The 25,172-nt window shown below is 66.4% G+C and carries 23 protein-coding genes and 1 pseudogene; 4 read left to right on the top strand and 20 right to left on the bottom strand.

From position 1 onward, the window contains the following. Positions 1–63: 63 nt before the first annotated feature. The 10 genes from ABZV38_RS12990 to ABZV38_RS12945 all read right to left on the bottom strand — a co-directional run bounded on the left by ABZV38_RS12990 (position 64) and on the right by ABZV38_RS12945 (position 10,959). Complete coding sequence (locus ABZV38_RS12990; RefSeq protein ID WP_356326853.1) at positions 64–1,053, bottom strand: thiopeptide-type bacteriocin biosynthesis protein; 990 nt, start codon at positions 1,051–1,053, stop codon at positions 64–66. Then, positions 1,035–2,267 carry a lanthionine synthetase C family protein gene (locus ABZV38_RS12985; protein WP_356326852.1) on the bottom strand — a complete coding sequence of 411 codons (1,233 nt, stop codon included), beginning with the start codon at positions 2,265–2,267 and terminating at the stop codon, positions 1,035–1,037. Before ABZV38_RS12985 ends, ABZV38_RS12990 begins: the two co-directional genes overlap by 19 nt. Then, the gene (locus tag ABZV38_RS12980) at positions 2,264–5,329 is read right to left on the bottom strand and encodes a lantibiotic dehydratase (RefSeq protein WP_356326851.1); all 3,066 of its coding nucleotides are present in this window, start codon (positions 5,327–5,329) and stop codon (positions 2,264–2,266) included. The genes ABZV38_RS12985 and ABZV38_RS12980 overlap by 4 nt, the downstream gene beginning before the upstream one ends. A gap of 102 nt (positions 5,330–5,431) precedes the next feature. After that, positions 5,432–5,623: an FxLD family lanthipeptide gene (locus tag ABZV38_RS12975; RefSeq protein ID WP_356326850.1), complete on the bottom strand. Its 192-nt coding sequence runs from the start codon at positions 5,621–5,623 to the stop codon at positions 5,432–5,434. 50 nt (positions 5,624–5,673) lie between these two features. Beyond that, positions 5,674–6,636, bottom strand: a complete 963-nt coding sequence (gene fxlM / locus ABZV38_RS12970) for a methyltransferase, FxLD system (protein ID WP_356326942.1) — start codon at positions 6,634–6,636, stop codon at positions 5,674–5,676. A 397-nt stretch (positions 6,637–7,033) separates the two neighbouring features. Further along, positions 7,034–7,513, bottom strand: a complete 480-nt coding sequence (locus ABZV38_RS12965) for a DOMON-like domain-containing protein (RefSeq protein WP_356326849.1) — start codon at positions 7,511–7,513, stop codon at positions 7,034–7,036. Positions 7,514–7,580: 67 nt separating this feature from the next. Further along, entirely contained in the window at positions 7,581–8,591 is a 1,011-nt protein-coding gene (locus tag ABZV38_RS12960) for a Gfo/Idh/MocA family oxidoreductase (RefSeq protein ID WP_356326848.1), read from the bottom strand. After that, positions 8,588–9,637 carry a DegT/DnrJ/EryC1/StrS family aminotransferase gene (locus ABZV38_RS12955; RefSeq protein WP_356326847.1) on the bottom strand — a complete coding sequence of 350 codons (1,050 nt, stop codon included), beginning with the start codon at positions 9,635–9,637 and terminating at the stop codon, positions 8,588–8,590. Before ABZV38_RS12955 ends, ABZV38_RS12960 begins: the two co-directional genes overlap by 4 nt. A gap of 44 nt (positions 9,638–9,681) precedes the next feature. After that, on the bottom strand, positions 9,682–10,479 hold the full coding sequence (locus ABZV38_RS12950; RefSeq protein WP_356326845.1) for an inositol monophosphatase: 798 nt from the start codon (positions 10,477–10,479) through the stop codon (positions 9,682–9,684). An 18-nt stretch (positions 10,480–10,497) separates the two neighbouring features. Further along, complete coding sequence (locus ABZV38_RS12945; RefSeq protein WP_356326844.1) at positions 10,498–10,959, bottom strand: NUDIX domain-containing protein; 462 nt, start codon at positions 10,957–10,959, stop codon at positions 10,498–10,500. Positions 10,960–11,228: 269 nt separating this feature from the next. Between ABZV38_RS12945 and ABZV38_RS12940 the strand changes: the two genes are divergently transcribed. Together ABZV38_RS12940 and ABZV38_RS12935 are read left to right on the top strand one after the other, a co-directional pair. Beyond that, positions 11,229–12,206: a diiron oxygenase gene (locus ABZV38_RS12940; RefSeq protein WP_356326843.1), complete on the top strand. Its 978-nt coding sequence runs from the start codon at positions 11,229–11,231 to the stop codon at positions 12,204–12,206. Continuing rightward, complete coding sequence (locus tag ABZV38_RS12935; protein WP_356326842.1) at positions 12,199–13,434, top strand: MFS transporter; 1,236 nt, start codon at positions 12,199–12,201, stop codon at positions 13,432–13,434. Before ABZV38_RS12940 ends, ABZV38_RS12935 begins: the two co-directional genes overlap by 8 nt. A gap of 35 nt (positions 13,435–13,469) precedes the next feature. Here ABZV38_RS12935 and ABZV38_RS12930 read toward each other — a convergent pair whose 3' ends face one another. Both ABZV38_RS12930 and ABZV38_RS12925 read right to left on the bottom strand, forming a co-directional pair. Beyond that, positions 13,470–14,114, bottom strand: coding sequence for an ArsR family transcriptional regulator (locus ABZV38_RS12930; protein WP_356326841.1), 645 nt, complete (start codon positions 14,112–14,114; stop codon positions 13,470–13,472). Between the two features lie 321 nt (positions 14,115–14,435). Then, entirely contained in the window at positions 14,436–15,221 is a 786-nt protein-coding gene (locus ABZV38_RS12925) for a nucleotidyltransferase domain-containing protein (RefSeq protein ID WP_356326840.1), read from the bottom strand. A gap of 589 nt (positions 15,222–15,810) precedes the next feature. Here ABZV38_RS12925 and ABZV38_RS12920 point away from each other — a divergent pair. After that, positions 15,811–15,957, top strand: coding sequence for a hypothetical protein (locus tag ABZV38_RS12920; RefSeq protein ID WP_356326839.1), 147 nt, complete (start codon positions 15,811–15,813; stop codon positions 15,955–15,957). Positions 15,958–16,117: 160 nt separating this feature from the next. Continuing rightward, positions 16,118–16,274, top strand: a pseudogene (locus ABZV38_RS12915) (ISKra4 family transposase); the annotation flags it as partial. 17 nt (positions 16,275–16,291) lie between these two features. On the opposite strand, the gene ABZV38_RS12910 reads toward ABZV38_RS12915, so the two are convergent. The 8 genes from ABZV38_RS12910 to ABZV38_RS12875 form a co-directional block, all read right to left on the bottom strand. Next, entirely contained in the window at positions 16,292–17,437 is a 1,146-nt protein-coding gene (locus ABZV38_RS12910) for a phosphonoacetaldehyde reductase (RefSeq protein WP_356326838.1), read from the bottom strand. Next, positions 17,434–18,570: a phosphonopyruvate decarboxylase gene (aepY, locus tag ABZV38_RS12905; protein WP_356326837.1), complete on the bottom strand. Its 1,137-nt coding sequence runs from the start codon at positions 18,568–18,570 to the stop codon at positions 17,434–17,436. The genes ABZV38_RS12910 and aepY overlap by 4 nt, the downstream gene beginning before the upstream one ends. Continuing rightward, on the bottom strand, positions 18,567–19,874 hold the full coding sequence (aepX, locus tag ABZV38_RS12900) for a phosphoenolpyruvate mutase (protein WP_356326835.1): 1,308 nt from the start codon (positions 19,872–19,874) through the stop codon (positions 18,567–18,569). The genes aepY and aepX overlap by 4 nt, the downstream gene beginning before the upstream one ends. Before the next feature lie 45 nt (positions 19,875–19,919). Beyond that, positions 19,920–20,915 carry a FomB family phosphonate monophosphate kinase gene (locus ABZV38_RS12895; protein WP_356326941.1) on the bottom strand — a complete coding sequence of 332 codons (996 nt, stop codon included), beginning with the start codon at positions 20,913–20,915 and terminating at the stop codon, positions 19,920–19,922. Positions 20,916–20,928: 13 nt separating this feature from the next. Next, complete coding sequence (locus tag ABZV38_RS12890) at positions 20,929–21,729, bottom strand: hypothetical protein (protein WP_356326834.1); 801 nt, start codon at positions 21,727–21,729, stop codon at positions 20,929–20,931. Beyond that, positions 21,726–22,271: a DUF402 domain-containing protein gene (locus tag ABZV38_RS12885; protein ID WP_356326940.1), complete on the bottom strand. Its 546-nt coding sequence runs from the start codon at positions 22,269–22,271 to the stop codon at positions 21,726–21,728. The genes ABZV38_RS12890 and ABZV38_RS12885 overlap by 4 nt, the downstream gene beginning before the upstream one ends. Positions 22,272–22,445: 174 nt before the next feature. After that, on the bottom strand, positions 22,446–23,039 hold the full coding sequence (locus tag ABZV38_RS12880; RefSeq protein ID WP_356326833.1) for a helix-turn-helix domain-containing protein: 594 nt from the start codon (positions 23,037–23,039) through the stop codon (positions 22,446–22,448). A 17-nt stretch (positions 23,040–23,056) separates the two neighbouring features. After that, complete coding sequence (locus tag ABZV38_RS12875) at positions 23,057–24,682, bottom strand: radical SAM protein (protein WP_356326832.1); 1,626 nt, start codon at positions 24,680–24,682, stop codon at positions 23,057–23,059. Positions 24,683–25,172 lie beyond the last annotated feature (490 nt).

The raw sequence follows: 25,172 nt of genomic DNA, 5'->3' as shown, positions 1-25,172 counted from the left end.
CCACGTGCAGGGGCTGCTCGGACCGGCTTTTGGGACGCCCGAGGGGACGCGCAACCCAAGCAGTCACGATCCGTTCTCTGTGTGAAGGATCGCTGCCCTGGCTGCCCAGGCCAGGACGCTCTGTCCCCGCATGGACAGTCCGAGGCGGTTCCAGTGGAAGATCACGTGGTAGCTGAGCACCTGTCGCAACCCGCGGTCGAGCGTTCCGTCCTGGACGGCGTGGCCGAGTTTCTGCCCCGCGTCGCGGAAGGAGGCAGCCCACTCGGCGACGGGCTCCAGTGGTCCGCCGGGGCGCAGCAGGGCGTTGCTGTCGGCGATGAGCAGGGGCCGGATCTCCTGGGCGCGGGCGTCGAGGCTGTCCGCGGCGACATCGGTGATGGCCGAGCGGTGTTCTTCCGTGATGACGCGGTGCCAGACATCTCCTTGCTCGTACCACTCCAGCCCGGCGGCGCGCATCATGAGCGTGCAGAGAAGGACGGACAGCTCGCGAGGCCCCACGGCCAGGTCGCCGCGCTGCCGCAACTGCTGTGCCTCCCGGCTGTCGGTGATGAACAGGGCGTGCGCGGCCGTCATGCCGGCCGCCCCTCCGAAGGCCGTGGTCTCCGGCTCGTAGATGCCGGGCCACCATCGTTGGAGGTGTCCGTCGGCGACGAGGCGATCCAGGTGATCACCGACAGCCAACTTGGCTCCCGTCATGGGCCGTAGTCGCAGACGCCAGCAGGGGCGCTTGCGGGTGTACCACCAGCCGTCGATGGCGCCGGCTGCTTCAGCGCCTCGCAGGACAGGCAGCACGTATGTGGTGAAGGTGGCGTCGGCGTTCGCCCAGTCGGCGAAGTGGAGGTATGCCTGCCACCAGTTGGTGGTGGAGCGGCGGGCGAGGGCTTCTCTGCCGGCCTGGTCGTAGATCTTGACGGCGTCGGACAGAGCCACGGTGTCCATCCGGTACTGGTGAGCGACGTCGGCGATCGGCAGTCCGGTGAGGACAGCGAGGACAGCGAGGACCGCACCTTGGACCCGGCTCGGTTCCCTCTGGGTCAGTTGATCAGGAGACATGCGTCCCATCCGTTGATCGTGGCCTGCTGTGAGGCGTAGGTGGTGAGGGCGAGCGCGGTGCCGGCGTCGCCGTTGATCAGCCCGGTCGCGGAGAGGTTGCCGGGGTGAGCGTTCGCTGCGAGGGTGTCGCCGAGGCGCTTCGGGAGGGTCTGAAGGCGGGGATCGAGAGAGTCGGCGGCTGCTCGGGTAGCGGTCTGGTAGATGCCTGCCCAGCCGTGGCACAAGCCGGAGTCGGTGACGTGTGCGAGCTGTTCGGGGTCGGTCAGGGCGCGGTACAGGGCGTCCTCGTAGAACGCCTGGACGTCGGGGGCGCGCAGGGCGAGCCCGGCGAGTTGTCCGGCTCGTGCGATGCCCGTGGTTCCGTAGCACCAGCTTGGCCGGGTGGGAGCGTCGTGGTGCGGGCGCCCGAGGTCGAGGTCGCGGCGCGAGATGTGCTCGGGCCACCAGGGACCGGAGGGGCTGAGCTGGCACCAGGCGTCGAGGTGTTCGCAGATGCTCCAGATGGCTTCGCGGTGGCCGCTGACGGTGATGCCGCGGCGCATGGCCTGGGCCAGCAGGAGGAGCGGGCCGGTGATGCCGTGGGCGGCGCCGAAGTTGCCGTGGCCACCCGGGAAGTGGGGGGATTCACCGCGGGCCGGGTCATGGCGGACCCACCAGCCCGGCAGGCCGCGGCCCTCGGGGGCGAGGGGGCGGGTCAGGGCGACGAGGTACTTAAGGACTCGTTCCAGGGGCAGCCCTTCGGGGTCGGTCCGCAGGAGGTAGGCCCCGATGCCGGTGAGGCCGTAGAACAGGTCGTACTCGGCGAATGTGGGCAGGTCGCCCTTGCGGATGCGGGTAAGCGCGGCGTCCACGCGCCGGTGCGTCAGATCGGTGATGTGTTGGTGCAGCGTCTGGCGCGCCGGTTCGTACAGGTGCTGGAAGGACAGCGGGACGGTGGTGAGGATGAAGCCGAGGGCCGGAGCGCCGAGAAACAGGCCGGCAGTGTCGGCCGCGCTGATGTGCCCGGCCGCTGCGGCGGTGATCCACCGGTGGGCGGGGCGCCAGGAGCCGCCGTGACGGCTGGCCATCACGATGTGCAGCAGGCTAATTCCGGCGGCGCCGTCGGCGAGGGACTGCACCGCCCAAGGCTCGTCCGGGGGTGGAGGAGCGGGTTGTGCGAGTCGGGCGGTGTACTGCTCCAGGATCGCCGCGGTGGTGACGGCTGGCGCGGTCATCGTGTGACCATCCGGTGCTGGAGGGCCGCGGTTCGTACGAGCCGGATCGTGCTCTCCTCGGCGCGCGGGTCAACGCCCAGGGCCCGGACGTGGTGCTGGTGCAGGAGCGACCGGGCGACGTCGAGCGGATCACGCTGACCGGTCAAGGTCGTCCGGTAGGTGGCCACGGCGGCGGCGCGGGCCCGCCAGGCTTCGACGACCGCAGGGCCGCCGGGGAGGGCCGCGAGCGCAGAGGTGCCGTTCGGCGCGGCGAGTTCGAGCACCTGGGCACGCAGGTCCCGGTTCAGCCGCCCTGTGCCCTGGGAGAGGTTGCGCACCAACCACCCCTCGGCCGCCGCGGTGTTCGGCGCCAGGGGGGTGACGAGGTGCAGGGCGCTGGCTGCGGCGAGAGCCTGCGGGGCGAAGGCACCGGTGCGTTCGGTGAGCTGGATCTGCGCGAGGGCGGCGGCGGAGTCCGCTGCGAACACCTGGTGCGCGGCGTCCATGGCCGCCTCGCCGCCGAAGCGCCCGGTCTGCGGCTGGTAGGGAGCCAGGACGAGCCCGGCCACCAGACCGAGCCGGTGCAGACTGTCCGCCCAGGTACGGATGTGCTGGGCAGCGGACCCGTATGCGCCTGGCGGCAGGTGCAGCGTGAGGTCGAGGTGTTGGTCGGCGTCCGGACGAGCCATCTCCCGGTGCCGGGTGAACCACCAGGCCGGCGGCTGCTTGCCGAACGAGGCGAGGAGGCTGGGCAGGTGACGGCTCAGGATCTCGTCGTAGCGGCGCGGATGGGCGTGGAGCTGCGAGTGGAGAATGTCGCCGGCGCCCGGGAGGTGTCGCTCGGGGGTCGACGAAGTGGTGGTGCGCGGCCGGGGCACATCGGCGGTCTCCGGCTGCGATCGGCCCAGGGAGAGCCAGATCTCGTGTGCCCGCCCGATCCAGCCGTGGGCATCGCCGTCCGGGACCTCGCGCAGCTCCAGGCGCCGGGTGCTGTCCAGGTGCGCGCGCAGCACCCGGAGATGGACCGGGTGGGACAGGTTGAGGGGGAGGCGCTGGTCGTACTCGATCATGGCGACCTGCTTCGGAACCCGCAGCCGGTCCCGCCAGGCGGTGAAGGCGCTCTCCCACTCCTGTGTCGTGGCTTTACGGCCGGGCAGGTCGTCGGACATCAGCAGCCATCGGGCCTGCGTGAGGATGGCGCGGCGGTAGCGCACGCGCGGGAGGAACGGCAGTCGGGAGCCGGCGCCGAAATCGAACGGCTTGTACGCGGCGCACCGTCCGTTGGCCACTTCTGCGAGGAATCGGGCCAGTGGTGGGGTCTGCGTCCCGCCTTCCAGGGAGTGCAGGACCCGCACGTCGATGCGGCGGCCGGTGGAGAGCTGCACGAGGTGGAAACTGCGCGGGTCCGCGGTGATGGCCATGTCGGTGAGCTGGATCTTCGTCTCGTCCGCTTCCCGGTGGCCGGACAGTTCGATGACGTGCGGCAGCAGCTGCGGCGTACGGGTGACGTTCTCGTTGCGGTGCCGGCGCGGCGGGAACACGAGCTGCGCCGTGAGGACGCCCGGAGCTCCGTCGTACGTAGCGGCGAGCGCGTCCTGCTGGTCAGGCGGCAGGACGTGGGCGAACCGGCCGGCCATGCTGCTGCCGGGGCGAGGCGCTGCGGTGAGAAGGACGTCGAAGGAGCCGCGGGACAGAGCTGTGGTGCTGGGGGAGTGGACTTCGAAGGCTGTCTCCACACGGGGCACGAACAGCCGCGCATCGCTTCCGGCGGCCTTCTCCAGGGCGTCGACCATGTCGTCCGTCAGCCGGAGTTCGTCGCGGCCGTCCAGAAGGACTTGCTGCATCAGGGCGAGCAGCAGTTCGTCCCGGTCGGTGCGCAGCTTCGAGGCGGCGCCGCGTTCGGAGCCGACGTATCCGGCGGGCAGTCCCAGGCCGCTGTCGGCGACCAGATCCATCACCGGCACCATGGCGCCGACGCCGTACCGGGCCCGGAAGCGGCGGTGGTAGTCGCGCCAGTGCTGGTAGCCGTAGGGCTGCGGAGTGGTCCGGTACAGCACCGACACGGCTGCTTGCACTTCCGCGATCACGGCCTGTGGGAGCTGGGTCTCGCAGTCGAGGGCGGTGTCGATGAGCAGCGGTGTCGGGGTGACAGGGGTGAGGGCGCGCATCCGTGTAGCGAGGGCGCTCACGTTGGTGTCGGAGAGCGTCGGCTGGTGGGTGGACACGTCGTCTCGCAGTGCGTACAGAGCGCGGACCAGGTCCCGCACCTCCGGAATGGTGTCCGCCTGGTGCCGGTCCAGTTCGCGGCACAGGTGCTGGAAGGCATCCACGGTGGTCATGGGCGCCCACAGGCTGGTGATGAGGAACTGCTGCTCGACCAGGAACAGGAGGAGAGCGTCGATCTTCTCCTCGGTGGCCTGGGGGAAGCTGTCGCGCAGGTGGCCGTGAAGTTCGCCGTACAGGATGGGGGTGCGGGCCGCGTCCATGGCGGCGGCCACCGGGCGGGAGTTGCGGACGGATATCTCGACGGGGGCCAGGAGGACGGCGTGGCCGTCGGAGGGCGGGCCGGGCGCCACGAGCCGGTCGCCGCGCGTGTGAGCGGCGTTGTTGGCGACGAGCGGTAACCGCTCAAGCAGTGCGGGGGTGCGCTGGAGCCGTAGGACCATGTCGGTGACCCATTCGGCGTCCGGCCTGATCACCGCGCGGTGCTTGTCGCGCCATCGCGCGCTCGCCCGGGGCCCGACGGACACCGGGGCAGTGCCGGCGAACAGGCCGAGCGGGGTCGGGCGGTGCTGCCACCGCAGGAGGTAGGAGGCCGTCGACAGCGCTGTGCGGCGCACGTGACGGGGCTCGGCCTGCCGGCCGCGTACGACGGCTTCGATGGCGTCGGACAGGGCGGGGGTGGCAGCCTCCAGCGCGCGGCGGAAGTCCTCGCGCTGCCAGATGCGGTTCAGCCAGCCGCGGGTGACGGCCACGTCGTTCAGGTCGAGGGCGCGGGGGATGTCTGCCGGTCCGGGGCTGGTGGTGGCGCGCAGCATCGCAACGCCCTGCCACTGGTAGTCGGCGACTGCTCGGGAAACCATGAGGCCCTTCCGTCAGGCGGCGCGGGGGAGGAGAGGGAGAGAGGGGCCGGTGGGCCGGGCGCAGCGCTTCGCCCGGCCCACCGGCTAGGAACGGGCCTGGGATCAGGCCGGGTCCTCGGTGAAGGAGCCGCAGGCGGAGGCGCCGGTCGCGCAGGTGCTGCCGCAGCCGTCGCCCGTGGAGCACATGAGCTTGCCGTACGCGTGCTCGGCGATGACGACCTTCACGTCCAGGGGCGCGAAGTCGTCGTCCAGGCCGGCCAGCGGTGCGGGCGGGGCCAGAGTGGCGCTCGTCATGGTGTGCCTTCCTCTTGTTCGGATGGTGCGGGACTACCTGGCTCCCGGGGTTATGCCGAGGGCCAGGAGAGCGAGATCCGGCTGTGCACCTTGTCGATGACCCGGTCGGCCGGGATCCGGTCATCGGGGGTGCCCGCCGGATAGACCCGGATGACCGGGCTGGGGCCGCCGCGCCGGTTGGCCTCCCAATCGCGGAGAACGTCGGCGACCTTGTCGGCGAGTTGCTGCGCGTTCGGGCCGAGGGCGTGCACGCCGTACTCGATGTGCTTGTTGTCCTCGGTGCGGCGGGTGATGAGGTAGGCGAAGGTGTCGTCCTCGACGGCCGCGAGGGCGAACCGCTTGTTCACGGGGGCGACCAGGCCTGTGTCCAGGTCGTCGTCGACGGCCATCGTGCAGAAGCCCGGCAGACTGATCGCCATCGCCATCTGGAGGGTGTCGATGAGTTCCTGGAGACGAACAGTGATGCCGGTCCACAGCTCGTGGCGCGGTGTCGTGACCGCGTTGTCGAGCCGGTGCGGGTCGGCCGGCAGGCCGTCATCGAACTTGAGCCCGATCTCCGGGGTGCCGTTGACCAGAAGGAGTTCTTCCCGGTGGGCGGTCGAGCCCTGCATCGGGACGAAGCCGCAGATCCGTGCCGACTCGCTCTTCAGGTAGCTGCCGTGCTTGCCCGTGAGCTGGATGAAGGCGACCGACCGGGTCAAGCCCCGCATCCGCAGCGGCACCACGAGCCGGCCGCCCTGCCTGAGCTGCGCGATCCACGCCGGGGAGATGTCCCAGGCCCCGGCGGTCACCATCACGATGTCGACCTCACCGAGGTCCGGGATGGGTTCGGCGGCGTCGGCGGTGACGACGTGGACGCGGCCGTAGCCGTGCTCGTCCAAGAGGCGGCGCGCACGTCCGGTGACGACGGGGTCGATGTCGACGGTGACGACTTCACCGTCCTCGCCGACGAGCTCGGCGAGGTAGGCCGCGTTCAGCCCGCCCGAGCCGAGAAACCGACGGGTTCGCAGAATCTCGAAGGGGAAGCTGCGGGAACCCGAGGGGCATCTCGCCAATAATTGCCTCAGACGTGTGGGTTCGCTGCTGAATCACGAGCGTTTGGGAGCCACTGCTGCATTCGTCGCGGCCCGAGTGTGGCCGCCGATCACCGCGCGTATGAGCGTTCGCCGTGGCTCCGCCGGCGCTCCACCTGTGTCCTATGGATGGATGTGCGCTGTGCACCATCCGTCCGCGTCTCCGCAGGAGCACGATCGGCTACTGCGGGGGGCTATCAGGAATGACACTCCCACTGCGGGCCGCGCGACTGTGCTCATCGTGGCCAGTAGGTTGGCGGCATGGTCGCAGAAATCGTCGAGTACGAGCTGGCTGAGCCCTGGAAGGGCTTCCTCGCTGGTCGCGGGCGTCATCGCCTCATGGTGCGATAAGGAAACCGGCGGGGTCATGGAAGTCGGGTCTCGGCGCGGGGTGCTTCAGCGCCCAGTAGCTGAGTCGGCCCGTGTCGTCCTCGATCACTGTGGTCAGGGCCATTGCGCCCGCATGCGGCAGGTCGCGCAGGTCCGCCTGCACCTCCATCTCCAGCCGGTGCGCCGTACGCGTGACCCGGATCTGAGGGTGTCGGGCGGGGCGGGCTGGCGCCATTCCCGCATGGTATTCGTCGAAGGTGTAGAGCGCCCACTCCGTGGAGGGGGAGGCGTTCAACTCAAGGTAGGCGGGGCCGTCCGCAGTCCTTCGTGCGAACATCTCGAAGCACGTGTGTTTCCACAGCTCATCTGTGTGCCGTGGCTCCCGGGTGGGCGGGATGCGGAGGCGGGAGAGATCTCCCTCCAGCACGTACTGTAGGACGAGCGTGCCCGGACCGGTCTCCAGCAGATGCACGTCGAGCGCGCGCACGAGATCGGGCTCCTGGAGCACGAAAGGTTGCAGAGAGACGCTGCGCGGGAAGCGTGGGGACACCGCGTCACGCCCTTGAGGCTGGGGGATGCGACGGGTGCGGTGTCCGATCCGTCTCGGCGGAATCCAGGATCGCCGCGACGGTTTCGTGGCTCGGCAGGATCGAGCGCGCCTCCGCGACAGCGTCGGCCTGCCCCTCCGCCAGATCGATGAACCTGTCCCACTGCGCCGCCAGGGGTTCACGGCGCCCGCCGCACTCGATTCTTTCCGTGGCACCGTCCTCGACGGGAGAAGCAGTCGAGGCGTCGAAGGATTCGTGCGGCGGCCGTGCGTACACGGTGACGCACGGATTTAGGAGGTCCGCGACGATCGTCCTGTCGCGCTCGACGACCGTGAGCCGCCGGGTCCTGGTGTCCGATACGCGGCTCGCAGTCAAGCTCGCGTGGCGCGTACCCGGGAACCGCAGCTTGGTCGCCACCGTGTCCTCTCCTATCCGGCCCTCGCCGCTGTGGCGCTCGACCGCGGCGTACACGACCTTCGGGGTGTCCCCGCCGAACAGGCTGATCGCGAGGTCGAGATCGTGCACCAGGAGATCCCAGGAGACGCCGGCATGCATGCGAGGGGAGTAACTGGAGAGCCGCTGCGTGCGCACGCCCGTCGGGGATTCCATTCGCGCCAGGATCTCGCGGACGGCGGGGTTGAATCTCTCGATGAACCCGCACATCAGTGGGACTCCGCGGCGCAGCGCCGTGTCCACCATCTCCCTGCTGTCACTCAGGCTCGCGGACAGCGGCTTTTCCACGAGCAGCGGAATACCCGCTGCCAGCACGTCCAACGCGATGGTCAGGTGCTGAGCCGTTGAACAGGCGACGACCACGGCATCAACCTGCGAAAGGTCCTCGAGCTTCGGTATCCAGTCGGCGTCGAAACGCCGCGCCAGCCTACGCCCGGTATGTTCGGCGGGATCCACTACAGCCACCAAACTGCTGCGGTTGCTCTCGGAGATGACGCGTGCGTGGTGGCTTCCCATGGCGCCGGCCCCGACGAGGACGACGCGAGGAAGTGGATTTCCGCTCATGCGCGCAACGCACTCTGCATAGCGGAGACGATGCGATCCAGTTGTGGATCGGTCAGCCCAGGGTGCACCGGAAGGGAGAGGATCTCCGAGGTGATCCGTGCTGCCACAGGAGCCTCCGAGGCCATGACCTGGGGGTGCCCGCGGTAGCAGTTGTGATCGAACACCAGTCGTGGGTAGTAGATGCCCGTCGCTATTCCTTCTGCGGCCAGCACGGCTGCGAGTTCGTCACGCGTACACGCTGCGTCGTCGGTGAGGCGAACGGTGTACTGGTGCCACACGTGACGACGCCCTTCAAGGGTGTCAGGAATGATCAGCCCGGAAATTCCGGCGAGACCTTCCGACAGCCTGTCAGCGTTGTACTTCCGGCGCGTGGTGAACCCCTCCAGCCGACGGATCTGCGAGAGGCCCACCGCCGCATGCATGTCGGAGAGACGGTAGTTTCCTCCGACGCAGGAGTAGTCATAGCGGCTCTGCATTCCCTGGTTCCGGGACAGGCGCACGCGGTCGGCCACTCTGCTGTCGTCGGTCGTGACGACGCCCCCTTCACCGGCCGTCACGTTCTTGGTCGCGTATAGCGAAAAACAGCCGACCCCGAAGCTGCCGGCCGGCCGGCCGTCGAGAGTTGCCCCGATGGCCTGGGCAGAGTCCTCGACCACTGTCAGGCCGTGCACTGCCGCCAGCTTCTCGATCGCCACCATGTCCGCCATCTGGCCGTACAGGCTCACCGGCAGTAGAACCTTCGTCCGCTCGTTGACCTGGCCTTCGACGTGGGCGGGATCGATATTGAAGTCACCGGGCCGGATGTCGGCGAACCGGGCCGTGGCGCCACTGGCGATGATGGCGTTCAACGTGGCAGCGAACGTGAACGGTGACGTGATGACCTCGTCCCCCGGACGCAGGTCCAGAGCCTCCAGGCTAAGGGACAGCGCCGCCGTCCCGCTGTTCACGGCGACGGCGTGCTCGGTGCCGACGATCCTGGCCATGGCCGCTTCCAACCGCTCCACCATTGGGCCCTGGGTGAGGTGCCCCGACCGGAGGACCTCCATGACCAACGGCTCCGCTTCCCGCACATTGACAGAAACGAGCGGTATCAATGGAAGCCCCCTGAAATCGTGTGCGTGAGCAGTTCATGAGATCCAGAGCGGCAGGCCAGAATGGAGAACACCTCCGAAATCTTCCCCTTCGGGTCCGTGTAATCGAGAGGCCGGCCGTCCATGCCGGTGAATAATCCGCCCGCTTCCTCGATGATGGCGTGCGGCGCGACGCAGTCCCAGATCCGGTTGCGGCGGTGCAGAAATGCCCCGTACGTGCCACTGGCCACCATCATGCAGTCGAAAACGCTGTTGCTCATGCGAATGCCCCGGCACCGGGAGGCGAGACGGGCCAGGATGCGGCAGTCGAGTTCGATCTCCGACGGATAGATGTCCATGCCATAGGCGAGCAGGTGCTGCGCCGGATCGACATCGGGTGTGAGCTGTATGCGGGCGCCATTGCGGAAGGCCCCCTGTCCTGCCTCGGCGAGGTAGGTCTCCGACAGGGCGGGCAGCGCCACCCCGCCGGCGACAGGTTTCCCGTGCTCTAGAACGCCCACCATGACACCGAACAGCGGACTTCCCGCCGCAAAGTTGGACGTTCCGTCGATGGGGTCGATCACCCAGGTGACAGGTGACGTTCCTGAGACCGTTCCCGATTCCTCGTCGATGATGCTGTCATCAGGGAACCGTTCATGGATGCGACTCCTCAGCTGTTTTCCGATGACGAGGTCCGCCGGTGTCACCACTTGATTTGCATCTTCCCCCTTCATATGGAAAGGCAGGCCGCGCGGGAATTCCATCACACGCTTGCCGGCGTCGTGGAGAAGAGGTTCCAGGAAAGTCAGAAAAGCCACTTCGGAGCGCTCCCGGGGTCACACAGAATGAGCGGTCGTCTTCGCGTAGTGCTCCAGGATCGGCACCTCGGGAGCAATGAGGTCAGCGGGAATCCGATTCACCGGGAAAAGCTCTGCCGCCGCCACTTCCTGGGGATCCAGCCGGTAGTCCCAGTGCCGGGAAGTTGCCGTGTACACGGTGGTGACGTTGAACACCTGGTCGCCATTCGGATAACGGAAGTACTGATCGGGTCCGGAAAAGACATGCATCAGCGAGAGGTCGTCGAGCTCCAGCCCAGTCTCCTCCATGACTTCGCGACGAGCCGTCTCCTCAAGGGTTTCGCCGGGTTCCATGAACCCGCCTGGAAGTCCCCAGCCCCCGGTGTCCGCCCGTTCCAGGAGCAGGACTTGCCGGCGGGAGTCCACGACGATCACCGCGGCTCCGGGAAGAATGAGTGGGCGCGTCCCCACCAGTGCGCGCAATTCTCCGATGTAGCTCAACCTGAGTCCTTTGGCTGGTTGAATCATTTCGGCCTGCAGGGGCAAGAGTAGCGAGGCCCGGCGTTGTCGCCCAATGATTCGCCCAGCGCCGAATATTCCCTTTTCGCTCTCGTGTCGACGGGATTGGCGAGTACCTGCGCCCGCGGAAATCCTGCTTCAGGAGGCTTGACAAACCGTCAGGCGTTGCAATCACATGGGTATGCAATCCGAAACTCACCTTGGGAGCCGTGCTAGGTCTCGGGGATCTCGATCCATGAAGGAGTGCCGCTTTGACGGATGACCACCTCCAGGCATCGCATTCCGCGGAACCCATCGCCGAGCTGCACGTCGGTCCGAGCACACTCAAGCGCCTCGTCGCGGCGTGGCCCCGACGGGCCACCGTCCGCACCGACATGGCCGATTTCCTGGGAGATGAACTGGATGGTTCCGGCAAGACTGACTATCCGGTCAAGCTCGTGCCGTTCGCCGACCACCCGCGTTTCCTCGACGCGCCCGAGGAGTCGCGTGAACTGGTCAGCACACTGGCGTGGCAGGCATACAACGCCCGGGTGATCGCGGCCGAGGAGTACGTCGCGAATCCGACGTTCGAGATGCTCACCCACGGCGTTTTCCCTGGCGTGGAACGCTACGAGGCCAAGGAAGCGGTGCAGCAGGCACACATCGACGAGGTGTGGCACACCTACATGCATATGACGGCCATGCAGCGCACCAGGGAGGTTCGCCACCTCATAGCGGAACCGGACTACTCGCATCCGATCACGAACACCCGCCTGTTCCGGCTGACCGCGGAGCGGAGCGAGAAATGGGAACGGGACATACTGTTCCTGGTGTGGACGGTGGTCGGCGAACTGCACATCAACAATTTCCTCGAACTGCTCGCACACGACCGGACGATCCAGCCCATGCACTCGCTGGTGGCTCGCCTGCATGCGAGGGACGAGGCCGCGCACGGGCCCATCGTCGCGGAAGTCATGAAAGACATCTTCGTGCACCTCAACAAAGAACAGCGAGAGCTGTTCATTCGAACGATTCCGGATGCGATCGTCGCCCTCGGTGCCCAGGACTACGACATCTGGGCCGACATCATCGACTTCGTCGGGATCGGCGGCGCCGCCGACATCATCGCCGACACGCGCCGTCTGCCGGGCACGGACATGATGTTCACGGACTTCTCCACGGTGGCTCGCCTGGTCCGTGACCTGGAGATCGAGGACCGCGTCGAGTACGACTTCGCGCATCGTGACTGAGGCGCCTGCCGCGTTGCACACGCAAGAAAAAGGTGAGCTGCCGGAGCGACTCTGGTCCCGGAACTTCACCCTCCTTTTCGCGGCCCGGACGATATCCGTGCTCGGTGACCAGATGCTCCTCCCGACCGCGATCACCGTGGCTGTGCTGCAGGCCGGGTACGGTGTCACCGGCGTGGGGTACGCCCTCGCGGCCCATGGTGCGCCGCTGGCCCTCTTCGTCGTCCTTGGCGGTGTCCTCGTCGACCGATTTACGCCAATCCGGGTCATGGTCGCCGCGGACATCGCCCGACTGATCTTCCAGGGCGGCCTTGCAGCAGCCTTCACCGTCGGCACACCGGACCTCTGGCTGATCGTCACGCTGCTCGCACTGGGCGGTACCGCCACGGCAGCCTTCCAGCCCGGCTATGTGAGCGTCATCCCGCGCACGGCCCGTGACGTCCAGAAAGCCAACGGGGCGATCCGCGTCACGGAATCGCTCATGACGGTGCTGGGGCCCGCCGTCGCCGGAGTGCTCATCGCCGTCTCGTCCATCTCGCTGGTCTTGGTCCTCGACGCCGCGACGTTCGGGATCAGTTGCGCCTGCCTGCTCGCCATGCGGCTGCGCGTTTCCCGTTCGGTGCGGCAGTCCTCCGTGCGCAGCGACCTCGTCCAGGGGTGGCGCGAGTTCTCGTCGCACAGCTGGCTCTGGGGCGTCATCGTGATCTTCATGCTCTTCCAGGCGACCGTAAACGGTCCCTTCCTGACGCTCGGCCAGAGTCTCGTCACCCTTGAGTACGGAGAAGGCACTCTCGGCTTCGTGATGGCGATGTTCGGTGCCGGAAGTGCCGTCGGCGGGCTGGTCGCCGTGCGCCTGCGTCCGGCGCATCCGCTGCGGGCAGGCGCCCTCGCGCTGGCCGGTACCGTCCTTTGCCTGCTCGCGGTGGCGTTGCAGTTGTCGGTGCCGGTGATCGCCGTCAGTTACGTCGTGTGGGGCGCTGGTACGGCGTTCTGGCTGGTCATGTTCCACACGGCGGTTCAGACGAAGATCCCTCCCGACGTTCTCGGCAGGGTGCACGCCTACGACGTCGCGGGCTCGGTCGTCATGCGGCCGGCGGGCCAGATGACGGCCGGACCGGCCTCCGTATGGGTGGGTGTGACACCGGTGCTGTTCTTCTCCTCGACGATGGTCCTGGTCACGGTCGGACTGCTGCTCGCCGTCCCCGCGATCAGGAACCTGCGACGGGAGTGAGGAGCGCGCCAACCTGCTGTCGGTCCCGGACATAATCAGCCGTCCAGTACCGACAGCAGTTCGGCGCCGGAGTCGCCCAGCTCGTAGAGCACACGGGGACCTACCCGGTAGCGCCGTACGAGGCCGGCCGAGGAGAGTACGGAAAGGTGCTGTGAGACGGTGCTCGGGGCCAGCCCGACGGAGCCGGCCAGTCCGGTCGTGGTGGCCGGGGAGCGCAGCGCGCGCAGGACCGTCGCCCGGCCCCGTCCGAGCAGGATGGTCAGCCTGTCGCTCGGGCGCAGGGTGCCGAGCGTTTCTCCCGGGTTGTCTTTGTTGGTGCCACCGAGAACTGCGGCGCCTTGCGCCTGATAGGAGAAGGCGGCTGTGTCGTGCCGGGTGGCGAACACCCGGGTGCCGCGTGCGAACAGCGTGGAGACGATGATCAAACGGCCGTCCCGCATCGGCCAGTCGAGATCCGCGCGGTGCGGCACGCTCAGCTCCGGGCGCTCCCAGCAGACCCGGCCTCCCAGATCCTCCAGCATCGTGTCCACTCCCCGGGTCACCATGGTGCGTCCGCGCACCAGAACCTCCTCTTCTAGTACGCCGCGCATGGCGGGCCAGAACGGCGCGAGCGTGGCGTCCCAGTACTCACCCATGAGTTGCGCGAACCGGTCGTGGCCGTCCGCTTGCAGCGTCGACAATTCGTCCTCGATAGCGGGAGAGGACTCGTCCGGAATCGGAGTGAGAGAGGATGACGGCGACCTTGCCCAGTGCGCCCGCACGGTGCTGGTCAATTCCTGGCGCAGGGCGGGCGATACCTGCTGTAGGGTTGCCGCGGCCCATTTTCTGTAGGGATACGGGATCTCGCTCCGGTACCGCATGGTCAGTGCCAGGCTGGAAACCGCCTCCCATAAAGGGCTGATCGCGATGCGTACCCGTCCGAGAGTCAACTCGTCGAGGTGTATCCGTATCATGCGGCCACCGGTGCGGCACCGGGCGAGGTCGAGTCCCCCATGAGACCGTCAGACCTCGATCTTCAGGGCCAGGTCCTGGCACAGTGTGAGGACCTCGTTGATCCACCTCGACGGGTCATCCGGGTTGTATTCCCGCATTGTCACGAGCTTCCAGTACTTGGCGAACGACAGCGTCGTGGGACTGGTCTCACGAAACCTGCGAGCCTGCCACTTGGGCGGCTCGCTTCCGTAGTTGCCCTGCTCCTCCAGCAGCGCGTCGACGGTATGGTGCAGAGCAATCCTGGCCGAGAGGACCGCACTGTGCGGATCGCCGCTCTCGAGCTGACCGAGCGAGTCATCCACCGCCCCGTCCGCCTTGCCCAGCGACCGGGTTACCAGGATGGACCGAAAGGCGGAGGCGTCGACCTCCGCACGGCGGCGGGTCAGCCAGTCCTCGCCGATCAGCGGCAGGCAGGTTGTCACGCGCTCAAGGAGGATTTCCTCCTTAACCGCGAGAGCATCCCCGGAAGCGGCACGAACCCGGTCGAAGGCATCCCAGGAGACCTTGCCCATCATCTGGTCGACTTGGTCGTCGAGCCAGTAGGCGAGGTCGAAGCTGCGGTTGTCGGCGAAGAACGTGTGCCACCCGATCGTGGCGGGTCGCAGCGGTACCGAGACGTCGATCATTTCCGGCCCGGACCAGGGCTCCTTGCTGACCAGGTAGATGTCGATGTCGCTCTTCTTGTTGCCCCAGCCGCGGGCGGACGATCCGACCACGAAGGCCGCTTGGCAGGTGTCCGGCACCAACTGGCGGTCGTGGAGGATCTCCAGTGCACGAGCGGTATCAATCTTCACCAACGACCTCCGTGGAAAAGGGGAACTTGCAGTCTTTGTGGGACATGGCCAGCGTAACGACTCCTTTTTTCCGGCACGCAACCATTCGTCCCGGGCCGAATGATCCTGTTTCTCCACCCCCGTTCCTCCCGCGGCAGCCCGGGAACCGGGATGCACGCGGCATATGTACGCTGGCGCACCGTGGAGTCACAATTCCGTACCGGCGAAGTCGTCGTCAGGCGCGAGATCCTGGATGGGTGTAGTTGCTTTCGGGGGCAGGGCTGAGCTGGAAAGTCGGTGATGGTCGTGTGCTGGGGGCGGCTTGCTTCTACGGTGGCGGTGGCGGTGGGGCGCTGGTCTGGTTGCCGGGGGGGTCTGGCGCGGGAGGCTGCGGCTCGGCGGCAGATGGCGGAACTCCAGACGGAGGTTGCGGAGTTGACCGTCCGGCTGGAGGGAGCTCGGGAGGATCTGTCGCGGCAGGTGATCACAGGGGAGATGGTCGCGGGAGTGCCGGCAGAGCTGTCGGCCGTGGGGCCGGAGGAACTGCTGAAGGCGAGGGGCGTGCCTGCGGTCCGGGGGATCGGGGTGGTGATGGTGCCGCCGTGGCGGGATGGCCTGGTGGGTGGGGGTGCTGCCGGATGTGTACCGGGACATCGTGGAGATTGTTGCCGATGCGCCGGGGCCGTTGCAGGCCAAGCAGATAGTGCCGAGGATCGGGCTGCCCGCGACGACGGCGAAGATCGAAGGGGGGAGTTGAAGCGTCTGGTGGAGCAGGGCTGGCTGACGAGGATGTGCCGGGCGTTCACACTCGCCCGGGGCGGGCCGGGCAGGGACAGGGCCAACTCGCGGTGATAAAGGGGCTCTTCTCCGAAGATTCGAGGACCCAACCACATCGTATCCACTGGACGAAGAGCCCCGTGGAACAGTACGACGCCCCGCACGAACCTGATCCGTTCTTCTGCTCCCGCCGTGCCTTCGAACGTCTTGTCTTGGCGCTGGCCGGCGGCCCGGCCAGCGGATCTGGCCCATGATGAGCTGGAGGTAGTCGATCAGCGGGGCCGTGAGCTGCTGCGCGGTTACCGACTCGTCCATCAGCACCCCGTGATCAGTTCGGTAAGCTCGGCACGGTTGAAGCGGACCGGATTGTTGCTCAGCCGTCGAGAGTCGACGGCAGCGGCCAGCGAACGCAACTCGACCGACGTCCTCACCCCTGCGTCGGCCAACGCCATGTGCAGGCCGAGCCGCCGTCCCAGTGCGACGAAGTGACGTCCCGACAAGGCCGGGCCGGGGGCCCCCAGCAGTCCTGCGATGTCGTCGAGAGCCTGCCGGTGGGCAGACCAGCCGACCGTCCGTCGCAGCTGCGAAGCACCCGCATCTGCGTGGGCGTCCATGAAGGCGCCCAGCGTGAGCGCCACAGCATGACCATGGCTCACGCCGTAGCGGCGTGTCAGCGCATACGACAGCGCGTGCGCGCCCGTCGTCCTGGAAAGGTTGATCGCGCGCCCTGCGAGATGGCTGCCCACCGCCATCGCGCGAGCCGCACCGGGGTGCGGAGACAGGACGAAGTCCTCGATGGCGGACAGCAGCATGCGTGCGCCGCGCAGAGCGAAGCTCCTGCTGTCCACACACGCGTCGACCGCCCACAGGCTTTCGACGCACTGTGCGAGGGCGTCCATGCCCGACGCTGCCCGCTGATGGGCAGAACCACTCTCGCTGAGAGCCGGGTCGAGCACCGTGGCATCGGGCAAGAGGGCCGGGCCGGACACGGAGAACTTGCTGTCACCGATGTACACGACGGCGAAATGGGTGGCCTCGCTGCCGGATCCCGCAGTGGTCGGCACCAGCACGAGTTTCGTCCGACGTGTGTGAACCGGCTTCCCGGCCCGGACGTGTTCCTCGACCTCGTCGCCCGGCACATCCTGAAACGCACACAGGAGTTTGGCCGCGTCCATGACGCTGCCGCCACCCACACCGACCACGACGTCCGGGCGTGTCTCCCGGACCAGCGAAAGCCCCTGCGCCAGATCGCGTACCTCCGGACTCGGCGGGAAGTCCCACCACCGCCGGACCCGCACATCCCGGCCGAACCCGCTCAGCATCCCTGCTGCGCCGGAAACTTCGAACGACCGGGCCCCGTGAACAAGGAGCACGCTCTGGGCGGGCAGGGATGCCACCAGTCCGGGCACCGACGCGGCGGCGCCCCTGCCGTACCGGGCCACGGGGTCCTGGAGCTTCATGACGCTGCCCGTCCTCTCAGCGCTTCCATGACCGCCGCCTTGCTCTCGGCCGGTGTGGCACGGGGCCGGCCGAGGTCGGACCGGCTGCCGGGGCTGACCCGGATCTCCAGCAGGGCCGGACCTCCGCGCTCCCTCAGCACGGCCAGTTCGTCCACCAGCGCCCCGAGCGAGGACACGGACGACGCATATCGATAGCCACAACTTTTAGCCAGTGTCGGGACGTCGATGCAGTCGATCGAGGTGGGCTGCCCGCCCACGCTGTCATGGACCCCGTTGTTGAAGACAACATGGAAGAACGTTTGGGGCGCGTGCCGAGCGGCGACGGGAAGGGCACCGAGGTGCATCAGGAGCGATCCGTCCCCGTCCAGACACCACACCTCTCGCGTCTCCCGCAGAGCGATGCCCAGAGCGATCGAGCTGGCATGTCCCATACCGCCCACGGTGAGGAAGTCCAGACCGGAGCAGGTCCCCGTCCGTTCCCGGTACTCGGCGAGCTCGCGGCTCAGCATGCCGGTGCTGGAGACGACCACACGGTCGCCACCGAGCGCGCCGGCCAGGGCGATCAGGGCGTCCTCACGGCTCGGCAGGCCGTCGGCGGGACTACGGGCCGCCGACCAGGCGGGCCCGAAAGTACCCTTCGCCACCAGGAAGACGTACGGCGTACTCATGGCCATGGACCGGGAGACCGCCTTCCGGACGGCCGCAGCGGCCGGATCCGTCTCCTGCGGCAGTACCGACCAGGGAAGCCCCAGAGAGTCCAGCAGCTCGGGCATGATCCTGCCCAGCTTCCGGTGCTGGGGTTCGTCGGCGACTCCGGGCTGCCCCCGCCAGCCGACCAGGAGAATCATCGGGATGCCGTAGATCTCCGGATCGGCCAGCGATGTGAGGGGGTTGACCGTGTTGCCGAGGCCGGAGTTCTGCAGATAGACGAGCGCTGGAGCGCCTGCGCTCAGGTAGTGGCCGATGGCCAGCCCGACAGCGTTGCCCTCGTTGGCCGCTGTCATGTGTACGGCCTCGGGCATCGGGCCGCTGACGCAGGCGTTGAAATCCTTGAGCAGGCTGTCCGGCACTCCGCAGTAGAGGGACACGCCCTCGGACGTCAGCCATGCCACCAGGTCCTCGGGGCGGATCACGCGACGTTCTCCGGGATGATGGACAGGGCTTCCTTGATGGAGGCGAGCATGGGCTCCGCCTCGTGTGCGCGTCCGTGCCGCAGGATCGACTGGGCGACCCGGATCATCTGCGGGTAGACGGCCCGCATGATGTGGTTGGCGTAGATGACCATGTTCACGCCTGCGCCGGCGAGTGCGCGCTCGTGCACGCTGCTGTAACTGGTGGGGACCACGACCAGCGGTACTCGGCGGGACAGCTTGTCGAAGTGCTTGCAGAAGTCGAATATCTCGGCGGGGTCCGATCGTCTGCTGTGGATCATGATGCCGTCGGCTCCGGCGCCCACATAGGCCTCGGCGCGACGCACGGCGTCGTCCATTCCCTTTTCGAGGATCAGGCTCTCGATGCGTGCGATAACCATGAAGTCATCCGTGATCTGAGCCCGTTTGCCGACACGGATGCGCTCACAGAAGTCCTCCACGGTGGACTGCTCCTGAGGAAACGCTGTGCCAAAGAGGGAGTTCCGCTTGAGCCCCTCCTTGTCCTCGACGATGACGGCCGAGACGCCGAGGCGTTCCAGGGACCGCACGGTGAAGCCGAAGTGCTCAGGCTTGCCGCCGGTGTCACCGTCGAACACCAGGGGCTTCGTGGTGACTTCGAAGAGTTCGTTCACGGTCTGCAGTCGGGAGGTGACGTCCACAGCCTCTGTGTCCGGTTTGCCGCGTGCGATGGAATCGGTCAAGGACGACGACCACATGCCGTCGAACTCGCGGCTCTGGTTGTCGACCTCGACCTTCGAGTTCTCGATGATGAGGCCCGTCAGGCCGTTGTGGGCCTCCAGGATGCGGACGATGTCCTTGCTCTCCAGGAGTCGGCGGAGCCGGGAGAGCCGCAGGTTGGGCGTGGTGCCGATCTCCTTCACCGAATGGTTCAGCTGGGTCGACGAGATCCCCGTGGTGTACGGGACCTCCACCAGCTGTCCGCCCCACTGGCTCAGCACCTCGATCACCCGCTGCCGTGTGTGCTTCTGCACCCCGGTCTGCCAGTCGTCGCCGTGCACGACGTAGTCCGGCCGGACGGCCTGGAGGTTCTCCGTGTAGTCCAGCGTGTGCTGAGGGACCACCGCGATGACACCCTTGAGGCTCTCGATCACCGCCCGACGCTGTTCGTATGTCATGTGCGGGAGCCGCTTGTAACTCGCTATCGCCGCGTCGGTCAGTAGTCCGATGGTGATGTCACCGATCTCGGCGGCCTGCCTGATGACGTTTATGTGACCCGGATGGACCAGATCGGCGCTCATGCCTACGTACACAACCGGTCTGTTCACGTGGTTCCTCCACTTTAGTGCCGAGTTGTCCGGTTGGGTGCTGAGTCATCCGGCGAGCTGCCGCAGAGCCGTGGCCCGGGCATCGCTGTCGAGCATGTCGACGTTGGCCCGGAAACAGCGCGCGCCTTCGAGGAGTTCCGTCAGCTGATGCCGCATGCGCCCCAGGGACTCGACGTACTCGTCGAAATCGGATCTGTGGTGGGCCAGGAGGTCGTCCTTGAGCCCGTATGTAGTGACCGCGAACGAGAACTGCTCCATGAAGGTTCCGGCCGCGGAGGGGGATATCCGCTTCAGCCCCTGCCCGGACGCGGGGTTGTAGTCGGCTATGACGACGTTGCGCACCGGCGCCCTGTCCAGCTGCGGACTGTCGAAGAGGGTCGATGCGTCGGTGACGTAGTCCCCCGACTCCATGTGCGGAGTCAGCTTGTGCCGGTCGATCAGCTCTCCGAAGCACCGGTCGCGGCGTACTCGGATGGAAGAGGGGACACCGTGGGCGACGCCGCTGCGAACGAGTGTGTGGGTATTGCTGATGAACCGTGCTCCGCTGAGGCATGCCTTCGTCAGGAAGACCGTCTTGCCGGCGCCGTTCCGGCCGATCAGCAAGGTCGCTCCTGAACCGGGCAGCTCGAATGAGGCGGCCTTGAGGTGGAGGTAGCCGTGGTCCGCCGCGTAGATCGTCAGGATGTGCTTGACGAAGTAGGGCCAGACGGTCTTTTCCAGTCCTCTGCCGAAGACGTGGAACCGTCGGCCGACGGTGACCAGATAGGCAGGTTCGCCGAAGTAGTGGACGAGGTAGTAACCGGCCTTGAAGCGCTTCCCCCGGAAGGTGTTGTCCACCTTGTCCGCATAGACCGACTCCGGAATGGCGTCCCGGTCCAGGTCGATGCAGACGACTTCGTAGTCCGCCTCCGCGCGGTCGTCCGGGCAGAACGACGAGAAGTACGAATAGGCGGCGAACTCCTCCAGGTTCGAGGAGATCCTGACCCTCAGCAGGTTGAGATCCACCAGCCGGCTGCTGCGTATCGTGAAGTTGTCCATGATTCCGATTTCTTGATCAACCAGCGGATGCGGTCAGGATGCGGGTGGAACGGACCTGTGACGGCCATGCGCTGTAAGGAGCTGCCAGGAAGCTCAGATCCGCATCGGGCGCTCCGCGCATGATGAAGCACTCGGCTCCTTCGCGGGCGCAGGCGACCAGGGCGTCCAACTTGGTGTGCATGGCGCCGGTGGCGTCCCACTCGCTGCTTCCCCACAAGGCCGCGTAGGCGTTCTGCGGGGCTTCGGCGTCCACCTGGGGCAGAATGCTGTCTCCTCCGGTCCCGTTCGTGACGATCCCGTCGACATCAGTGAGCGTCACCACGCGCAGACGTCCTTCGACTAGCGGCAGCAGCACCTCCGGCACCCGGTCGCTGGAGAAGGTCCGGAGTTCTCCGTCCTCACAGAACAAGGCGTCGCCCGCCAGTACCGGAAGCGCGCCGTGGTCCAGTACCTCCGTCAGCAAGGAGGACTTCAGCTGCGGGAGCCCGTCGCGAAGCGAGCACATCGCCGCGAGCTGGAGCGGGAAGGCCCTGACCCCGATATCGCGAAGATGTACGGCCCACCGCTTCTTCACCTCGAAGCATGCCTCGGTCAGTCCCGCGAGAGAAAAGGCATCGGTGGTGTCGTGGTCGCGGATGGCCCCGTGGCCGAACCCGCCGCCGCCGCTGATGAGAACCATGCGCCCCCGGAACACCCGGTGGAGCTGGGCCAGGCTCTTCGCGAAGCCCGACATGGCGACATCGTCCACATTCCCTGGTTCGTCCTTGCGCGAGAAAAGGCTCCCGCCCACTTTTACGGCCAAGAAGTCGGGGGTCATATCCGGATACCTGCCCAATTTTTAGTCTGCAACGAGAGCGGCCCCCAGTCGTCCGGCGCCTGCCACCATGACCAACTGGGTGGCCACCACTGAGTGCCCTCGGCGATTGAGCGTGCGACACGCGTAGCTTCCGCGCGTATGGAGGCTGCTTCCCTCGGAGAAAAATGCCCTTCCCGTACTCTCAGTTCGAACTTTTCGACGTCCTTCCACCGGCAGTCACTCGCACCCTCCGCCACCAAGAGGTCGATCTCGTGATCCAGGGTGCTGAAACCGGTGCCGCTCCGCTGGAGAGGCGCCTCGAGATTTACGTACCACTGCCGGAACGCGCCGGTGACCGGATCCTTCAGGACCCAAACCGAATGACCCTGCCCCGGCCGATGAAGCTGAAGAACCCCGGGACTCTGCCAGCGGTCACCGATCTGCTGCCAGGGGTGGGGGCCCCAGCTGAACGGCCCTTTCCCGAAACCGAGTTCTGTGCCTTGGGACAGGTAAAGGGCAACCAGTCGGGGGCTGTCGGCCACCACTCGCACGGGGTATCGCATCCAGATGCGTCCATCCAGTACCTCGCGCCGCTCGACCACAGCGCCGTGGCCGAAATCCTGCCGGTCGCCATTCCGTGGGTCGGTCCTGCTCGTCACGCTCTTCCATTCACCGAAATAGGCGGTTCTGTGCCACGGGTGGAGGGAAGAACCCCGCCCACCCGTGGCGAGCAGACTTCAGAAGTTGACGGCCACGAGTTTGGCGCTGCCTGTGCCCCTGGCCGCAGTGAAGGCGTGCGGCACGTTTTCCTCCACGAACAGGCTCGTCCCCTTCGGGAGTACGGCCTCCCGCGGGTTCTCAGGGTCGCCCCACTTCATGTGGATCTCTCCCTCGACGACGAGGAGGAACTCACTCCCCCCATGCCCGCCGTTGAACTTGGCCTCGTCGGGGTTGTCCGTCAGGACGTCGACCACCAACGGCACCATGGAGGGCGCCTTCTTGGTGCGCACCAGGCAGTTGTAGATGTAGTAGTCGGTGCCGCCGCGCACTCCCTTGAGGATCGGACGATCCTCGGGAAGCTGTATGACGACACCGTTGTCGAGGTCGTTCTCGGCAGGCGGGGTCAGGTTTCCGACCGGAGTTCCGAGAGCGTCGGCAATCTCCGAGAGCTGTGTCAGCGTCAGATCGCCGTTGTCGCCGCCTTCCCAGGCGGCGATGGTGTCGGGCGTCTCGCCCAGGAGTGAGGCCAGGGCCTCGTGATCCATCTTGACCTGCTCGCGCCGCTCTCTGAGCCGAGCTCCGAAACCACTCGCCGTCACGGTACTGCTCACGTGTTCCTCCCTTGAAGTCAGTACTGCTCTTCGTTCCACTGCTTCTGCGGTGTGTAGGCGCGTTCCCGTTTTGCGTTGAAGTCCCGGTTGAACTTGGCGGCAAGTTCGGCGATTTCTTCACCGCCCCACAGGCCGGGGACATTGATGATCCCCTGCTTGTAGGTCATCCGGTAAAGGGACTCCTGCGGGTCCACAAAGCCCTGCCGAATGCATTCCGTGAGGAGTTCGGACCCGACGATCGGTGATGCGGCGAAGAACGAGGCGCTACTGAAACCGGCCTCCTCGGCATATTCGTACGAGGCCTGCATTTCGTCGATCGTCTCGCCGTTGTTTCCGAACATCGGCGGCATGCCGACGATGAAGAACCCGTGTACATGCATTCCCAGGCCACGGGCGTACTTGATAAGGTGTGAGGTGCGCTTCAGATTGAGAGGCTTCTTGATCAGGTCCTTGAGTACGCGCTGCACACCGCTCTCGATGGCGAAGGTCACCTGGTAGGCGCCGGACTCCGCCATGAGGTCGAGTAGCTCCTCATCCATCCGCCACAGCGCGGTGCCTTGTGGGGTCGCCCAGGGGAGCCCTGCGTCACGAAAGGCTCGGAACAGCTCACGGGCGTGATCCATGTCGTTGGTGATGTTGTCGTCCTGAATATGGAACTCGTCGATTCCGTATTCGTCGCGCAGTCTCAGGACCTCGTTCACCACATTGTCCACGCTGCGCCTTCGGAGTTTCTGTCCCCAGAAGTGGGTGGTCGTGCAGAAGGTGCAGTGCGCAGTGCACCCGCGACTGGTGTACAGCTGGCCCACCCGGGAGCCGACCGTATACGGAGACTGATAGGCCTTGATCTCGAAATACTTCTCCATGTTGAAATGATGCCAAGCGGGGAACGGTATGTGATCCAGCTCGCCCGCCATGCTCAGCATGGGGGAGGACTTCCCGGTCTCGGGTCCTTCCGGACGCATGGAGCTGATGAGCGGCAGCTCGGGTTTGATCCGGATCTTGCCGTCATGGTCCCGCAGAGCGACGCCGTGGACCTCGTCTTCACGCACGGTGCCGTTGAGGAACTCCAGCCACAGCAGGAAGGTCATCTCCCCTTCGCCGAGGAATACGGCGTCCAGATTCGGGTCTTCCAGGCAAGCCTTGGGAAAGTACCTTGCGTGGGCGCCGCCGATAGCCGTGGGGGCCTCCGGCACCACCAGGTCGGCCAGGCGGAGAAGATTGTGGACGTTGTCGGCCTGGTTGCTGAAGATGCTGGATACGCCGACCACATCGGGTGCGAATGCGCGCATCACCTTGACGACGTCATCGTCTGCCAGGCCGTAGCGCAGGAACTGGGAGTCTCCTTCGATCGGCTGGGAGTTGTGGTAGCCCTCGGCGAACACGTCGAGAATTTTGACCTCGTAGTCGTACTTCTCAAGGACAGCCGCGATGTATCCGATGCCCAACGGGTATGTGCACCGGGGAAGGTCATGCCGGTACAGGGTGGCCGAAGGGTTGAGTAGTAGAACCTTCTGGTAGCGCCGCTCAGACTTCTTTCCGACTCGGCGGGGCATGTCGCCCCAACGGATGGCCGGCTTCCCGCGGAGGGCGAACTCGGTGGAGCCCAGAGAGCCGATGGTCAGGAGATTCTGATTATTACTCAAGGCTTCCCATTCCTCTTCAACGAGCTACATGCCACAACCCGATCTTCGAGAACTCCGCCACGAATACGACAACACCTAGCCCCTCCCGCCCCTTGCCCCACGAGCCGGAAGCAGGTGGAGTAAGTTAGCCTGCTAGGCTAACATGGAACAAGGGCCATTTTTCGCCATTCGATCAACAGCAACGCCTTTACGCGACGGCGGCCCACTTGTGCTATCTCGCTGGATGGATGACCTGCAATAAGGACCTTCGCTCCCTCGGTCAGCGCTACTACGTGGCGCCCTCCGTAGCAGGGGGCTGCCGATCAATAACTCCTCGGTTCTCGGTGCAGGGTCATTGCATGAACAGGACCGGTCCGGTTCGTCGGTCTCGGGTGTGACGTGACGTCATGTACCGGTGCAAACATTCAGTGCGACCGCAGCGTGTGACGGTTTCGGGTGTGTGGTGACGGCTGGTGACCGAGTGGTCAGCGGCTGTCGGAGCGGGGGTGTC

The organism is Streptomyces sp. NPDC005181 (assembly GCF_040608395.1).
Classification (GTDB): Bacteria; Actinomycetota; Actinomycetes; order Streptomycetales; family Streptomycetaceae; genus Streptomyces.
The sequence above is the reverse complement of the archived record's forward strand: the minus strand, read 5'-3'. Positions and strand labels throughout refer to the sequence as shown.

Coding starts and splice junctions, on each gene's coding strand:
- ABZV38_RS12990 (WP_356326853.1), bottom strand. CDS start 1,053: ATGTCTCCTGATCAACTGACCCAGAGGGAACCGAGCCGGGTCCAAGGT.
- ABZV38_RS12985 (WP_356326852.1), bottom strand. CDS start 2,267: ATGACCGCGCCAGCCGTCACCACCGCGGCGATCCTGGAGCAGTACACC.
- ABZV38_RS12980 (WP_356326851.1), bottom strand. CDS start 5,329: ATGGTTTCCCGAGCAGTCGCCGACTACCAGTGGCAGGGCGTTGCGATG.
- ABZV38_RS12975 (WP_356326850.1), bottom strand. CDS start 5,623: ATGACGAGCGCCACTCTGGCCCCGCCCGCACCGCTGGCCGGCCTGGAC.
- ABZV38_RS12960 (WP_356326848.1), bottom strand. CDS start 8,591: ATGAGCGGAAATCCACTTCCTCGCGTCGTCCTCGTCGGGGCCGGCGCC.
- ABZV38_RS12955 (WP_356326847.1), bottom strand. CDS start 9,637: ATGGAGGTCCTCCGGTCGGGGCACCTCACCCAGGGCCCAATGGTGGAG.
- ABZV38_RS12920 (WP_356326839.1), top strand. CDS start 15,811: ATGGCCTGGTGGGTGGGGGTGCTGCCGGATGTGTACCGGGACATCGTG.
- ABZV38_RS12910 (WP_356326838.1), bottom strand. CDS start 17,437: ATGAAGCTCCAGGACCCCGTGGCCCGGTACGGCAGGGGCGCCGCCGCG.
- ABZV38_RS12890 (WP_356326834.1), bottom strand. CDS start 21,729: ATGACCCCCGACTTCTTGGCCGTAAAAGTGGGCGGGAGCCTTTTCTCG.
- ABZV38_RS12885 (WP_356326940.1), bottom strand. CDS start 22,271: ATGCGATACCCCGTGCGAGTGGTGGCCGACAGCCCCCGACTGGTTGCC.